Source organism: Micromonospora sp. NPDC007208, assembly GCF_042869175.1.
Lineage (GTDB): Bacteria > Actinomycetota > Actinomycetes > Mycobacteriales > Micromonosporaceae > Micromonospora > Micromonospora foliorum.
Window position 1 is genome coordinate 37,159 of the sequence record NZ_JBIAFG010000003.1, and the last position, 12,905, is coordinate 50,063.

18 protein-coding genes are annotated in these 12,905 nt (G+C 71.9%); 8 read left to right on the forward strand and 10 right to left on the reverse strand.

The window, feature by feature from the left end; all coding sequences use genetic code 11:
* Position 1: 1 nt before the first annotated feature.
* The 5 genes from ACFYL6_RS06550 to ACFYL6_RS06570 form a co-directional block, all read right to left on the reverse strand.
* A complete protein-coding gene (locus tag ACFYL6_RS06550) occupies positions 2-307 on the reverse strand; it encodes a hypothetical protein (RefSeq protein WP_387168353.1) in 306 nt (101 codons plus the stop codon).
* Between the two features lie 145 nt (positions 308-452).
* Positions 453-893 carry a PPOX class F420-dependent oxidoreductase gene (locus ACFYL6_RS06555; protein ID WP_387168356.1) on the reverse strand — a complete coding sequence of 147 codons (441 nt, stop codon included), beginning with the start codon at positions 891-893 and terminating at the stop codon, positions 453-455.
* A gap of 228 nt (positions 894-1,121) precedes the next feature.
* A complete protein-coding gene (locus tag ACFYL6_RS06560) occupies positions 1,122-2,147 on the reverse strand; it encodes an aspartate-semialdehyde dehydrogenase (RefSeq protein WP_387168359.1) in 1,026 nt (341 codons plus the stop codon).
* A 220-nt stretch (positions 2,148-2,367) separates the two neighbouring features.
* Positions 2,368-3,705 carry a M16 family metallopeptidase gene (locus tag ACFYL6_RS06565; RefSeq protein ID WP_387168362.1) on the reverse strand — a complete coding sequence of 446 codons (1,338 nt, stop codon included), beginning with the start codon at positions 3,703-3,705 and terminating at the stop codon, positions 2,368-2,370.
* Complete coding sequence (locus ACFYL6_RS06570; protein ID WP_387168365.1) at positions 3,702-4,991, reverse strand: M16 family metallopeptidase; 1,290 nt, start codon at positions 4,989-4,991, stop codon at positions 3,702-3,704. Before ACFYL6_RS06570 ends, ACFYL6_RS06565 begins: the two co-directional genes overlap by 4 nt.
* Before the next feature lie 102 nt (positions 4,992-5,093).
* On the opposite strand from ACFYL6_RS06570, the gene ACFYL6_RS06575 reads away from it, so the two are divergent.
* Positions 5,094-5,843, forward strand: coding sequence for a phosphodiesterase (locus ACFYL6_RS06575; RefSeq protein WP_387168368.1), 750 nt, complete (start codon positions 5,094-5,096; stop codon positions 5,841-5,843).
* On the opposite strand, the gene ACFYL6_RS06580 is transcribed toward ACFYL6_RS06575, so the two are convergent.
* Positions 5,810-6,028 carry a hypothetical protein gene (locus ACFYL6_RS06580; protein WP_387168372.1) on the reverse strand — a complete coding sequence of 73 codons (219 nt, stop codon included), beginning with the start codon at positions 6,026-6,028 and terminating at the stop codon, positions 5,810-5,812. The genes ACFYL6_RS06575 and ACFYL6_RS06580 overlap by 34 nt on opposite strands.
* A gap of 272 nt (positions 6,029-6,300) precedes the next feature.
* Here ACFYL6_RS06580 and ACFYL6_RS06585 point away from each other — a divergent pair, with 272 nt between their 5' ends.
* The 5 genes from ACFYL6_RS06585 (at position 6,301) to ACFYL6_RS06605 (ending at position 9,868) form a co-directional block, all read left to right on the forward strand.
* Positions 6,301-7,395, forward strand: a complete 1,095-nt coding sequence (locus ACFYL6_RS06585) for a 3-deoxy-7-phosphoheptulonate synthase (RefSeq protein WP_387168375.1) — start codon at positions 6,301-6,303, stop codon at positions 7,393-7,395.
* A gap of 292 nt (positions 7,396-7,687) precedes the next feature.
* Positions 7,688-8,539, forward strand: coding sequence for a helix-turn-helix domain-containing protein (locus tag ACFYL6_RS06590; RefSeq protein WP_387169498.1), 852 nt, complete (start codon positions 7,688-7,690; stop codon positions 8,537-8,539).
* A 103-nt stretch (positions 8,540-8,642) separates the two neighbouring features.
* Complete coding sequence (locus ACFYL6_RS06595; protein ID WP_387168379.1) at positions 8,643-9,326, forward strand: SDR family NAD(P)-dependent oxidoreductase; 684 nt, start codon at positions 8,643-8,645, stop codon at positions 9,324-9,326.
* A gap of 64 nt (positions 9,327-9,390) precedes the next feature.
* Positions 9,391-9,624 carry a hypothetical protein gene (locus tag ACFYL6_RS06600; protein WP_387169500.1) on the forward strand — a complete coding sequence of 78 codons (234 nt, stop codon included), beginning with the start codon at positions 9,391-9,393 and terminating at the stop codon, positions 9,622-9,624.
* A 49-nt stretch (positions 9,625-9,673) separates the two neighbouring features.
* Positions 9,674-9,868, forward strand: coding sequence for a hypothetical protein (locus ACFYL6_RS06605; RefSeq protein WP_355028956.1), 195 nt, complete (start codon positions 9,674-9,676; stop codon positions 9,866-9,868).
* 58 nt (positions 9,869-9,926) lie between these two features.
* Here ACFYL6_RS06605 and ACFYL6_RS06610 read toward each other — a convergent pair whose 3' ends face one another.
* Genes ACFYL6_RS06610 through ACFYL6_RS06620 form a run of 3 tightly spaced genes read right to left on the reverse strand, consistent with a single transcriptional unit; the run spans position 9,927 to position 11,197 of the window.
* A complete protein-coding gene (locus ACFYL6_RS06610) occupies positions 9,927-10,466 on the reverse strand; it encodes a DUF1360 domain-containing protein (protein WP_238661501.1) in 540 nt (179 codons plus the stop codon).
* Positions 10,467-10,517: 51 nt separating this feature from the next.
* Entirely contained in the window at positions 10,518-10,856 is a 339-nt protein-coding gene (locus ACFYL6_RS06615) for an SRPBCC family protein (RefSeq protein ID WP_387168383.1), read from the reverse strand.
* The gene (locus ACFYL6_RS06620; protein WP_387169502.1) at positions 10,856-11,197 is read right to left on the reverse strand and encodes a DUF6158 family protein; all 342 of its coding nucleotides are present in this window, start codon (positions 11,195-11,197) and stop codon (positions 10,856-10,858) included. Before ACFYL6_RS06620 ends, ACFYL6_RS06615 begins: the two co-directional genes overlap by 1 nt.
* A 131-nt stretch (positions 11,198-11,328) precedes the next feature.
* On the opposite strand from ACFYL6_RS06620, the gene ACFYL6_RS06625 reads away from it, so the two are divergent.
* Complete coding sequence (locus ACFYL6_RS06625) at positions 11,329-11,751, forward strand: hypothetical protein (protein WP_387168386.1); 423 nt, start codon at positions 11,329-11,331, stop codon at positions 11,749-11,751.
* Between the two features lie 25 nt (positions 11,752-11,776).
* Positions 11,777-12,106, forward strand: coding sequence for a DUF3817 domain-containing protein (locus ACFYL6_RS06630; RefSeq protein WP_387168388.1), 330 nt, complete (start codon positions 11,777-11,779; stop codon positions 12,104-12,106).
* A 58-nt stretch (positions 12,107-12,164) separates the two neighbouring features.
* Here ACFYL6_RS06630 and ACFYL6_RS06635 read toward each other — a convergent pair whose 3' ends face one another.
* Entirely contained in the window at positions 12,165-12,686 is a 522-nt protein-coding gene (locus ACFYL6_RS06635) for a DUF6232 family protein (RefSeq protein WP_387168391.1), read from the reverse strand.
* Positions 12,687-12,905 lie beyond the last annotated feature (219 nt).

Consider the following 12,905-nt stretch of genomic DNA (forward strand, 5'->3'; position numbering starts at 1 on the left):
TCTACCCGCCGCCCGGGAGGGGGTAACGCCCACGGCCCCGGCCTATCCGCGCGGGTGCCGCAGGCGTCGTAGCTCGTACACCACTGCTGGTCAGGCTGTAGAACGGCGGCAGCAGAAGGAGGATCACCAGCGCGAACAGCGGGCTGGCCAGGAATCCGACGAGGATCGCCAGCGCGTACCCCCCGAGGCCGATCGCGGCCCGTGCCCGTTCGGCCGGGAAGAACCGACTCGGCACCGCCTGGTCCAGCAGATCGTGATGCCGAGCGAGGTAGTGGTACAGCCCCAGCCAGCTCACCGTGACCAGCACGCCGACCAGACCGTAGGCGGCGACGCCGGTCCGCTGGTCCGCCCGGTCGCCATCAAGGGTCTCCCACGACGGTGAAGCAGGGCGCTGTAACCGTCCACGGAGCGGCACACCCGCCCACGGGCGGCACGCGTCGGCAGCGCTGGCGTCAGCCCCGGGGCGGCATCCCGTAGAGCCGCTCGACGTGCAGGCGCAGCACGATCCGCCCCTCGTCGACCATGGCCTGGCGGTACTCGTCCCAGTCGGGGTGTTCGCCTCTCAGCCCCCGGTAGAGCGCCACCAACTCCTCGACGGTCTCGTCGCCGAGTTCGCTGGCCGGCGGGGTCAGCTCGGCGCGACCCTCGACCACCGCGTACGCCCAGCCGTCCTCGCTGCTGACGTGGAAGCTGGCCCGCGGGTCGCGGCGCAGGTTGGCGGTCTTGGCGCGGCCGTCGGTGACCGAGACCCGGATCACGCCCGCGTCCCGGTCGAAGGAGTAGAGCACCGTGGACAGCTGCGGACGCCCGTCCCGCTTGATGGTGGCGAGCACGCCCATCGAGTGGTCGGCCACCAGGTCGGTCAACGCCTGCTGGGTGCGGTCATCCGGCATGGTGTCCTCCAGGTTGGACGATCGTCTTCAACCCATCCAAGCACGACCGGCCGGCCGCCGCGGGCGACCACCGGAACGGCAGGGCAACCCGGAACGGCAGGGCGACCGCCCGGATCGGCAGGGCAACCGCCCCGGAACGGCAGGGCGACCGCCCCGGAACGGCACCGAGCCCCCGCCGACGGACGGCGAGGGCTCGGCGAGCGCTTGGTGTGCTGGCGACCGCGCCGGTCAGCGGCGTTCGGCGGCGACCAGCTCGGCGAGTTGCACCGCGTTCAGCGCGGCGCCCTTGCGCAGGTTGTCGTTGGAGCAGAACAGGGCCAGCCCGTACTCCGCGGTCTCGTCGGCGCGGATCCGGCCCACGTAGGTCGGGTCCTGACCGGCGGCCTGCAAGGGCGTCGGGACGTCGGTCAGTGCCACCCCGGGCGCGTCGGCCAGCAGTTCGTGGGCGCGTTGCGGGGTGAGCGGCCGGGCGAACCGGGCGTTGATCTGGAGCGAGTGCCCGGTGAAGACCGGCACCCGGACGCAGGTGCCGGAGACCTTCAGGTCGGGGATCTCCAGGATCTTGCGGCTCTCGTTGCGGAGCTTCTGCTCCTCGTCGGTCTCGAAGGAGCCGTCGTCGACGATCGAACCGGCCAGTGGGAGGACGTTGAAGGCGATCGGCTGGGCGAACGAGCGCGGCGCGGGGAACTCCACTGCCGAACCGTCGAAGGCCAACCCGGCCGCGTGCTCAGCCACCTTGCGGACCTGCTCGTCCAGCTCGGCGACACCGGCCAGCCCGGCGCCGGAGACCGCCTGGTACGTGGAGACGACCAGGCCGACCAGGCCCGCCTCGGCGTGCAGCGGACGCAGCACCGGCATCGCGGCCATCGTGGTGCAGTTGGGGTTGGCGATGATGCCCTTGGGCCGGTCCAGGGCGGCGTGCGGGTTGACCTCGGCGACCACCAGCGGCACCTGCGGGTCCATCCGGAACGCCGACGAGTTGTCGATCACCACGGCGCCGGCCTCGGCGACCCGGGGTGCCAACTCCCGGGCGGTGCCCTTACCGGCGGAAAAGAGCACGATGTCCAGCTCGGAATAGTCCGCGGTCGCGGCGTCCTCGACGGTCACCTCGCCGTCGCGCCACGGCAGCGCCCGCCCGGCGGACCGCGCCGAGGCGAACAACCGCACCTGCTCCGCTGGGAACTCCCGCTCCGCCAGCACCTGCCGCATCACGCCACCGACCTGGCCGGTGGCCCCCACAATGCCGATCCTCATGCCCGCGAGGCTACCGACCCCACCCCCGAAACCGGGACCCCTTTCCCACCCCCCGGGTCCCACCTCACACCCCACCCCCTTCCCCCCAACCCCGGCTCCCCCACCCCTCTCCCGTCGATCATGAAGTTATTGCCGCGACACGCCGCGGCGAGTGACAACAACTTCATGATCAACGGCGCGACAGGTAGCGCGAACGCCGTGATGTGATGGAGAAAGGGGGTTAGGGGAGGAGGGTTCCTAGGGCTGCGGACTCCAGGTCTGCGCGGATTGCTGCGGCGTCGCCCTCGATGACCAGGGTGAGGGCTTCCGGGTGCAGGTGGGTGGCTGCCGCCGCGGAGACCTGCTCCACGTCGGCGGAGAGCAGCGACTCACGCAACCGCGCGTGGTAGTCGTCCGGCAGGTCGTGCACCACCAGTGTGGTCAGCGCGGAGGCGATCGCCCGAGGGCTCTGCAACTCGACCGAGAGCTGACCGGCCCGCCAGGAGCGGGCCACCTCCAGCTCGTCCTCGGTCACCCCGTTGGCCTGGGTACGGGTGATCTCGCCGACCGCCTCGACCAGGGCCGGCGCGGTGACCGCCGTCTGCACGCCGGAGCTGACCGCGAACCGACCGAACCGCCGGGACGCGGCGAAGTCACCCCGGATGCCGTAGGTGTAGCCGTGCACCTCGCGCAGCAGGTGGTTGAGTCGGGACGTGAACGCCCCGCCGAGCACCGTGCCGGCGAGCGTCATCGGCACGTGGTCGGGGTGCGCCCGGTGGGGTGACGGGTGGCCCAGCCGCAGCGTGGACTGCACCGAGCCGGGCCGGTCCACCAGGATGATCCGCCGACCGTTGTGCAGCGGCACCTCGATGGGGCTGCCCCGCTCGGCGGGGCCACCACCGGTGCCGGCGAACGCGGCGGCGGCCAGCGCGTCCAGGTCGATCCGGTCCAGGTCACCGGCGACGATCAGGGTGCCCGGGCGCAGGAACCACTCGGAGTGGAAGACCGTCACGTCCTCCACGTCCAACCCGGCGACCGACTCCGGGTCGCCGTGCATGGGCCGCCCCCAGCGGTTCTGCGCGCCGAACAGCTCCGCGCGCAGCGCGGCGTCGGCACGCGGGCCGGGATTGGCCCAGTCCATCCGCAGCGCGGTCGCCTCGTCGTCGCGGACCCGGCGTACGTCGGCGGGGTCGAGTTTGGGCGTCCGGACCGCCTCGGCGAGCAGCTCCACGGCGGCACTCAGCCGGTCCACCGGGATGACCACGCTGGCCTGGAACGAGTCCCAGTCCAGACCGGTCGACAACGCGGTGCCGAGCCCTTCGACGGCGAGCGCGTACGCGGCGGCGTCGCGCTGTGCGGTCCCCTCCTCCAACGCCTTGGCCAGCACACCGGAGAGGCCCTCCTTGCCGACCGGCTCCTGGCCCGCGCCCACGTCGAGCAGCAGCAGCGCCACGGCGAGGTTCTGCCCCGGCAGGTGCGCGGCGACGACCTGACCACCGGCCACGGCGCGGCGGACCACCGGCGGGAACCGGTACGGGCGGGCCGCGCCCGGGCCGGGACGGTCGGCGATCAGCGTCATGAGGTCTCCTCGGGCAGGTAGGTCAGGGTCACCCGGTCGGTGGCGAGCACGTCGGCGGCGGCCTCGGCGATCTGCTCGGCGGTGACCGCGAGCAGGCCCGGCAACTGGTCGGCGATGCGGGCCGGGTCGCCGAACTGCGTGGCGTACCGGCCGAGCAGGTCCGCGCGGCCGTCGACAGTAGACAGCTGACGCCACCACCCGGTGCTGAGCAACGCCTTGGCCCGGTCCAGCTCGGCGGTGGTGACCGGCACGGTGGCCAGCTCGTCGACGACGTCGGCCAGCCCTTCGGCGAGCCGCTCGGCGCTCACTCCGGGGCGGGCGGTGGCGGTGGCGATCAGCGGTGCCGGGGCGTGGGCGAGGTCCACCCCGTACGCCCCGACGAGGTCCGGCTGCGCGATCCTCTCGCCGTCGGCGAGGCGCTGGTAGAGCCGGCTGCCCCGGCCGCTGCCGAGGACTGTGGCGAGCACGGTGATCACGTTGTACCCGGGGCTGCCGAACGGGTAGCTGCGGTGGGCGATGTAGACCCGCGGCGCCGGCACGTCGGCGCTCACCGACTCGACGGCCGTCTGCCCGGTGGCGGGGACGTTGCGGCCGTCCGGTGCCGGCGGGATGTCGTCGCGGGCGGGCAGCGCGCCGAAGTACTTGTCGGCGAGCGCGAACACGTCGGAGGCGGTGGCGTCGCCGACCACGGTGAGCACCGCGTTGTTCGGCGCGTAGTAGGTCTGGTGGAACGCCTGGAAGGTGGCGAGGTCGGCGGCGTTCAGGTCGGCCATCGAGCCGATCGTCGCGTGGTGGTAGGGGTGCCCCTGCGGGTAGAGCAGCGGCAGCAACCGCAGCCAGGCGTCGCCGTACGGCACGTTCTCGTAGCGCTGCCGGCGCTCGTTCTTGACCACGTCCCGCTGGTTGTCCAGCGTCTCCTGGGTGAGGGCGGGGACCAGGCCGCCCATCCGGTCGGCCTCCAACCAGAGCGCCAGCTCCAGGTGCTCGGCCGGGACCGTCTCGAAGTAGTTGGTCCGGTCCGGGTTGGTGGTGGCGTTGAGCGAGCCGCCGGAGCCCTGGATCAGCTTCATGTGCTCGGTCTTCGCCACGTTCACCGAGCCCTCGAACATCAGGTGCTCGAAGAGGTGGGCGAAACCGGTCTGCCCGGCCGGCTCGTGCCGGGAGCCGACGTCGTACCAGAGGTTGACGGCCACGGCGGGCGCGGTGCGATCCTCGCTCACCACCACGCGCAGGCCGTTGTCCAGTCGGGACGTCTGAATGGGCCAGGGGTAACCGCTGTCGGGCATGCCCCGACGCTATCCGATCTCGGGGGCGGAAAGGTGACGTGCGGTCGGTCGGCGAGCCGACCAGGGCCGCATCGTGGCCGCCGCTCGGGGTACCGGGGAGGAATGACAGTCACCCCGCCTCCGTCCCGGTCCGCCGGCCGGGCCGCCACCGCCGTCGAACGCGCCAGCACCGCACTCGGCCGGCTGCGCCGCGGCCGGTTGCTGCATCCGGCCGGTCGCTCGTTCGTCGGTGAGACGGTGATCTGGGGTACGCCCGGACCGCCCACCGGGGTCGCTCTGCTGGACCACCCCGGCCGGTACCGGACCACCATCCGGCTCTCCAAGGGAACGCCCACGCCCGGCAGTTGGCCCGACGTGCTGGGCCTCGCCCTGCGCCTGCACCGCGACGGCGGCCGGCCGTTCGACCTGTTGGTCAGCTCCAGCGGCGCGGCTCCGGTGCTGCGGAACCTGCCACTGCCCCGACGCCGTTTCACCGGGACGTACAGCACCATCACCTCCTACCGCGCGGGTCGACGCCGCCTCTGGCTGGCCGCGCTGGCCGACCCCGACTCGGCAGACCTCGGTCGCAGCCTGGCCACGGCGGCCGCCGCGACCCGGACCGACACCCCGCGCCTGGTGCTCGCGGTCGCGTCGGCCGTCGGGCCCTGGCGGCTGGTCGGGCAGGTCAGCCTCGGTGCCCAGCTCGGCGCCGAGGAGGACGCGGCGCTCGCGTTCGACCCGGTGCGCAACCTGCCACCCGAACTGCGGATGGCAGGTCCGCTGGCCTGGCTGCGGGACCAGACCTACCGGGGGTCGCGCCGGGCGCGCGGGGCGACCGCTCAGTCCGGCGGTTCGACCGCGACCACGGTCTGATCCGAGGTACGACGTTCCAGCACCGTGTCCGGCGCGGCGTTCTGGTCCGCCTCGCGGATGTCCGAGTCGGCGAGGATGGCCTCGGCCTGCGCCTCCGGGTCGTCGCTACCCACCGCCGTCTCCTCGGGCAGGAGGTGGTGCGCCCGGGACTCCACCCGGTCCTGATCGCTCTGCTCGTGTGTCATGGCACCCCTGTTACCCCGACCGCACCCGCGGCACGCGATCTTCGCCCCGCATCTTGGGACGACAGGCCGGTCACCGCGCCCGGTCGGGTAAGCTGGCCCGGTGACGCGTTCCTATCGATGGTTTAGGCAGCCGGCTCGCACGCCGGTGACTTCACCATGAACTGACGTCACCACGGATCGAGCCGGCTGGGCAGGAGCTGTCGTTCCTGCCCTTTTGCGTACGAGCAGCCGGCTCGTCCCGGGCACCGGCCCCGGGCACGGTCGGCGGAAGGATGCCCACCGTGACGACTCCGGAGACCGATCGGGTCAGCGATCAGCGGATCGACCGTGTCGTACCGCTGACCACGCCCGCCCTGCTGCACCACGAGTTGCCCCTGGACGCCCCGCTCGCGGCGGCCGTGTTGACCGGCCGCCGCGCGGTCGGTCGCGTACTGGACCGCGAGGACGACCGCCTGCTGGTGGTGGTCGGCCCATGCTCGGTGCATGATCCGGCCGCCGCCCTCGAGTACGCGCAGCGTCTGCGGACTGCGGCCGACCGGCTCGCCGACGACCTGCTGATCGTCATGCGGGTCTACTTCGAGAAGCCACGTTCCACGGTCGGCTGGAAGGGCCTGATCAACGACCCGGGCCTGGACGGCAGCGGGGACGTCAACACCGGTCTGCGGCTGGCCCGGGCGCTGCTGCTCGACGTGCTCCGCCTCGGCCTGCCGGTGGGTTGCGAGTTCCTCGACCCGATCACCCCGCAGTACATCGCGGACACCGTGGGCTGGGGCGCGATCGGTGCCCGCACCGTGGAGAGCCAGGTGCACCGCCAACTCGCCTCCGGCCTGTCCATGCCGATCGGCATGAAGAACCGCCCGGACGGCAGCATCGGCACGGCCGTGGACGCCATCCGCGCCGCCGGGGTGCCGCACGTCTTCCCCGGCATCGACTTCTCCGGCACCCCGGCGATCATGCACACCCGGGGCAACACCGACGGGCACCTGGTGTTGCGCGGCGGGGGCGGCCGGCCCAACTACGACGCGGAGTCGGTCGCCGGTGCGCTCGACCTGCTCCGCGCGGCCGACCTGCCGGAGCGGCTGGTGATCGACGCCAGTCACGCCAACAGCGGCAAGGACCACCGCAACCAGCCGCTGGTCGCCGCGGACGTGGCCGCCCAACTGGCCGCCGGCCAGCGTGGCATCACCGGCGTGATGTTGGAGTCGTTCCTGCTGCCCGGCCGGCAGGAGCTCGACCCGACCCGGGAGCTGGAGTACGGCCGGTCGGTCACCGACGCCTGCCTCGGCTGGGACGACACCGCCGAGGTGCTCGACCACCTCGCCTCGGCCGTCCGGGCCCGTCGGGCCACCCTGCCCACGACGGTGTGACCGCCGACACCGCGGCCCACGGAACACGAGCGGGGGTCGGCTCGTTGACAGGGGTGTCGGTGTGTCCAGTGTCCCCGGGCCTCACCTAAATAGCCTTCGCGGAATACCGTCCGGCTGGAGCCGCGTAGTGCCACTCGCCGAGAGGCGACCTGCACACCGACACCGGCGCCGCCCCCGACTCACAAGGTCGGGGGCGGCGCTGTCGGTAGGCGGGCCAGCAGCGGGGAGCCGAGGGTGCGACAGGACCCCGGCTATCCGTCCGGCCCGGTCATACGATCGATTTGTGGGTGAGATGTCGAACGAGCTTGGCGCTTTTCTGAGTGCTCGCCGAGCGCTGGTGACACCGCAGCAGGCCGGCATCCCGCACGGGGGCGTACGACGCGTGCCAGGCCTGCGGCGTGAGGAGGTCGCCATGCTCGCCGGCCTGAGTGCGGACTACTACCTGCGCCTGGAACGGGGTCGTGACCGCAACCCGTCCGTGCAGGTGCTCGAGTCCATCGCACGCGTACTGCAGCTCGACGAGGAGCACCTGGCCTACCTGCTGACGCTTGTCACGGGCTCCACTCGAAAGCGCAGACGCCGACCGCGCAGGGAAACCGTTCCGGCCGGTGCGCTCAAGCTCCTGGGCTCCCTCGTTCAGCCCGCTTTCATCGAGGGCCGGTACTTCGACATCCTGGCCTCGAACAGCCTCGCCCAGGCTCTCTCGCCGGGCCTCGCCAAGGGGGGCAACCAACTCAGGGACCTGTTCCTGAACCCGGCCGAGCAGGCACTGCATCCGGAATGGGAAAACATGACGGAGTGCTTCGTCGCGAACCTGCGGCAGGCCGTGGGCACCGACATCGACGACCCCCGGTTCATCGAACTCACCGGAGAACTCTCGTTGGCGAGTGCCCGATTCCGCCAGCTCTGGGCACGCCACGAGGTACGCGGACAGCGCGGGACGCCCATTCGCTTGAACCACCCGCAGGTCGGGGAGCTGACCCTCAACCGCGAACGGCTGGGCATCGCCGGAGCGGAGGGCCTGATGCTCGTCGTGTACCACGCCGACGCCGGCTCCAGTGACGCGGAGAAGCTGACGCTCCTTGCCTCCGCCGGCCTACCCGCCATCCGCGAGCCACAGGCGGGCCAGCTCGCCAGGACCTGAAACGGTGCCGATCGCACCTTCGGGCGATCAGAGGGGGTCCTGTCAGACCCCCGTCTCAAGAGGGCTCCGGGTACGTCGACCGGCCGTGGCTAGCGTTCGGGACATGACCGTCACACTGATCACCGGGGCCAACAAGGGCATTGGCTTCGAGACCGCCAGACAGCTTCTGGAGTTGGGGCACGAGGTCTACATCGGCGCGCGCGATGTCGAGCGGGGTGAGAAGGCCGCGGCGGCGCTCGGATCGCGGTTCGTCCAGCTCGACGTGACCGACGATGCCTCTGTACGCAGCGCACTGGCGACGATCGACGCGGCCGAGGGCCGACTCGACGTCCTGGTGCACAACGCGGGCATCCTGGAAACCGGACTCGACGGCCCTGCAGCCCTGCGCTCCTTCGACACGAACGCGGTGGGAATCGTGCGCGTCACGGAGGCGGCGCTCCCCCTGCTCCGCAGGTCAGCCAATCCCAACGTCGTCACCATTTCGAGCAGCGCCGGATCGTTCTGGGCGGTGACCAATCCCGAGCGGCCGGAGTTCGGTCTACCGGTCGCGCTGTATTCGGCGTCCAAGTCCGCGGCCACCATGCTGACCGTGCAGTACGCCAAGTCCCAGCCGGGCATCAAGTTCAACGCCCTCGAACCGGGCCCCACCGCCACCGACATGACCGCCGCCTTCGGCATCGGGCGACCAGTAGCGGAGAGCGCCCGGCAGGTGGTGCGCCTGGCGACCCTGGGCCCCGGCGGACCGACGGGGACCTTCCAGGACGAGGCAGGGGAACTGCCCTGGTGAACAGGCGCCGCCGTGGGCAGGTGGGCCGACTGGGGTGACGTTTGACCGATTCCGCCCCGGGTAGCTGATCGAGGTGACCGACGACGCATCCGTGGCCGGCGAGCCGGACACCCAGGCCCTCGACGACCTGCTCGACGACATCTACCGGGCGCAGGAGCGGGTCACCCAGGCGCAGATCTATCGCCGGGCGGTGGCCGCCGAGCTCCCGCCGGACCTGCTCGCCCGCATCGACGCGCTTCCCGAGGGCGAGTACTCGGTGGACGAGGCCAGCGACCTGCTGGGCGGTTCCATCGGGTGAGCGACCTGGGCGGCACCATCGCGTGAATGACCGCAGGAGGGACACCGACATGACGCACCACGAGGACCACGACGAGAAGGTGCCAGCGCTGGGTCAGCCCCCGAAGGGCAGGGACACCACGCCCGAGCCGGACTTCGCCAACGAGCACGACCGTACGGCGGTGGATCGGGACATCGTCACCGGGGCGGACGAGGACGAGCGGGAGCCGGAGTCGCCGCACGGTTGGTCCGGCATGCAGCGTTGAGGCGTACGAGAAAGGGGGGCCGGCGTCTGCCGGCCCCCCTCTTCGCGTGTCCTGCTCGTCAGTCGTCGTCGTGCCCACCCTCGGCGGCCTGCTGCGCCGTCGCGTACGCCATCTGGAGGAAGTCGGACGCGGCGACCGCCGTGAGCGCGGTGGCCACCAGGCGGGTGAGGCGGGGCGCGAGCACCAGGCCACCGGTCAGCCCGGTGGCCACCCAGACCGCCAGGCAGAACGGGCAGCTCAGCAACTCGCCGATGGCGTGCCGGGTCGGGCTGCCCGAGTCGCGGACCTGCTCCATCACCTCGCCGCTGCCAATGGGCCGGTCGTAGCGGGTGAACGGCGCCCGCAGCGGGCTGGTCACCGCGTCCTTGGACAGCAACCGGCTCAGCTTGTGCGTGGCGATGGAGAGCAGCACCACGTCGGACGGGGCGGGACGCTCCGGCACCGGCCGACCGGTCGCCTTGACCAGCCCGGCGATAGCCCCGGTCACCCCGGCGTAGGCGCCCATCGCCACCAGGTAGCCGCCGAGCGGCCGGTGCTCGTGCGGCGCGTACGCCCGGCGCAGCCGGGCCGCCTTCTGCCGCAGGCCAGTGTCGCTCACCCGATCTCCTCACATGTCGTGGTGGTGCGGGAACCGTCCCGCGCTGCCGGTTCAGCCGGCCTGGAGGTTGTCGGCGACCTCGCGTACCAGATTGGCGAGGGCCTCGTCGGCCAGCTGGTCCGGACCGGGTCCGTCCGACCCGTCGGCCAGGTCGAGCTGGATCCGGGCGCCGCCGGAATCCGCCGGCTCGACCCGGATCTCGGCGGACCAGTCGTCGGCGTCGCCGTCGCCCCACCGGGCTCGCAGCTCCTCACCACTGATCTCCGCGGCGGGGCTGCCGTCGCCCCGCAGCGGCTCCGGCAGCCAGGCCGAGGCCCGGTCGGGGTCGGTGGCCGTGCTGAAGACCACCTCGGGTGGCGCGGACATGCCGCGCACGGCCCGCGCCGGCATCAGGCGTCCCGCAGGCGGCTGGGATCGACCTCGCGACCCGGGTGGCGGGCCAGGTACTCGGTCTCCAGCTCGGCCGTACGCCGCAGGTGGTTGGCGAGCGCGGAGTCCGCCGCGTGCCGCAGGGTGTCCAGGCGGGTGCGGTGCAGGCTGTGCATCTCGCGGATCAGGTCCTCGTCGGTCAGCTCCGTCGGGTCGATGCCGAGCAGATCGCCGTCGAGACCGGGAGCGCCGGCCGGGTCGGCGACCTGGTCGCCGCCCCACTCGGGCACCCGCTGCTCCGGGCTCATATCCGCGCTGCCGCCGGACGCGAAGCCGTCCTCACGTACCGATCCGGTCATGATCGCCCCCCTTGATCTCGTTTGGGCTGGCGTCTAGACGATTGCCCAGGCGTGGTGCTGCCAAACCATGCCGGCGAGGCGACAACTACGACACGGTGTCGGAGACCGGCGGCGGCCCCGGTACCCTCGATGCCATGAGGCGGCTCTGGACCCCGGCGTGGATCGCGCGCCACGTGGCCATGGTCGTGCTGGTTGTGGGCTTCCTCGGGCTGGGCTGGTGGCAGATCAGCCGGGCCGCTGCCGGCAACAGCCTGAGCTGGGGGTACGCGGTCGAGTGGCCGATCTTCGCCGGCTTCGTGGTCTACGTGTGGTGGCGTGAGGTGAAGCTGGCCCGCCGCAGGGCGGCGGAGGCTGACGCGCCGCCGGCAGACCCGGCCGTCGAGCCGGCCCCGGTGGTCACCGCCGGGTCCCGACCGGTGGTACGCCGACCGGTGCGGGTGTCCCGGGTGCCGGCCACCGGCGATGTCGTCGAGGACACCGACCTGGCCGCCTACAACCACTACCTGTCATGGTTGAACGCCAATCCGGGCGCACGGCCCGGTGACTATCCCGGCTGAGCCGGGCTCGGAAGGACGGACGAAGGTGGGCGCTGCCCTTACCCGGTACCGCGTGATCGCCTGGATCGTGGGCGTGGTGCTGATCCTGCTGGTCGTGATCGGCATGCCCCTGAAGTACGCGTTCGACAACCCGGTCGTCGTGGAGACGGTGGGGCCGGCGCACGGCTTCCTCTACATGATCTATCTGGTGGCCGCGTTCGACCTGAGCCGCCGTGCCGACTGGCCGCTGAAGCGGATGCTGCTGGTGATGCTGGCCGGCACCGTGCCGTTCGTCTCGTTCTACGCCGAGCGCCGGGTCAGTGCCTGGGTGGCCGCGCCGCAGGAGGAACGGGCTCCGGAGCCGGTAGCTAGCTGAGCTTGCCGATCGGCCGGTGGGCCGACGCCGCCCCGGCGCCGGCCCACGGCCCCTTGCGTCAGCGGTGGGGCCGCCATGGGTCCGCCGAGGCGAGCGGGTCGACCCAACTGCCGTAGCGGTTGACCTCCCGGGCCCGCAGCAGGGCCCGGGTGACCTGGCCGAACTGCCGTTCGTCGTCGGCGCTGAACAACAGCACCTCCGATCCTCGGTACCACCCCCACAGCTCGTGCGGCGGTGGGCGCCAGCGATCTCCCACCAGGGCGAGGGCGGCCGGGAGCAGGAACACCGCGCCGAGGATGAGGTACGCCTCGGCGGTGAGGCGTTGCAGACCGCCGGTGAAGCCGAGGAGCACCCCGACACCGCCGAGCATGCTGGCGGTGATGACGACGGCCCGGACGGCGATCCGGTCGTGCGGGCCTCGGGTGGTACGCAGATGGGTCAGGTCGGCGACCCGGTAACTGTTTCGACCGACGGTGAACCGGTCGACGGTCACGATGATGCCGGGCCGCGCGTACAGCAGGGTCGACCGGGCACCCGGCACCGTTCGCGGCGGTCGCGTCTGTGCGCCTTCACGATTCACGGTTCCTCCCGCGGGGGACGGTTGGCCGAGTGAGCCCGTCGGTGGCAGTCATCGCCACCTGTCGACGGGATTCCCGGCTCCGGCCCTCATTGTGTTGCGGCACCGCCAGTCGACCTGGGCATTTACCGGCTTCCGACAGCTCCCCACGCCCGGGTGACATCGCCGAGAAACAGCATCCATTTCGGGTTTTATCGGTTATGCCGACCAGGATTCCGGCGG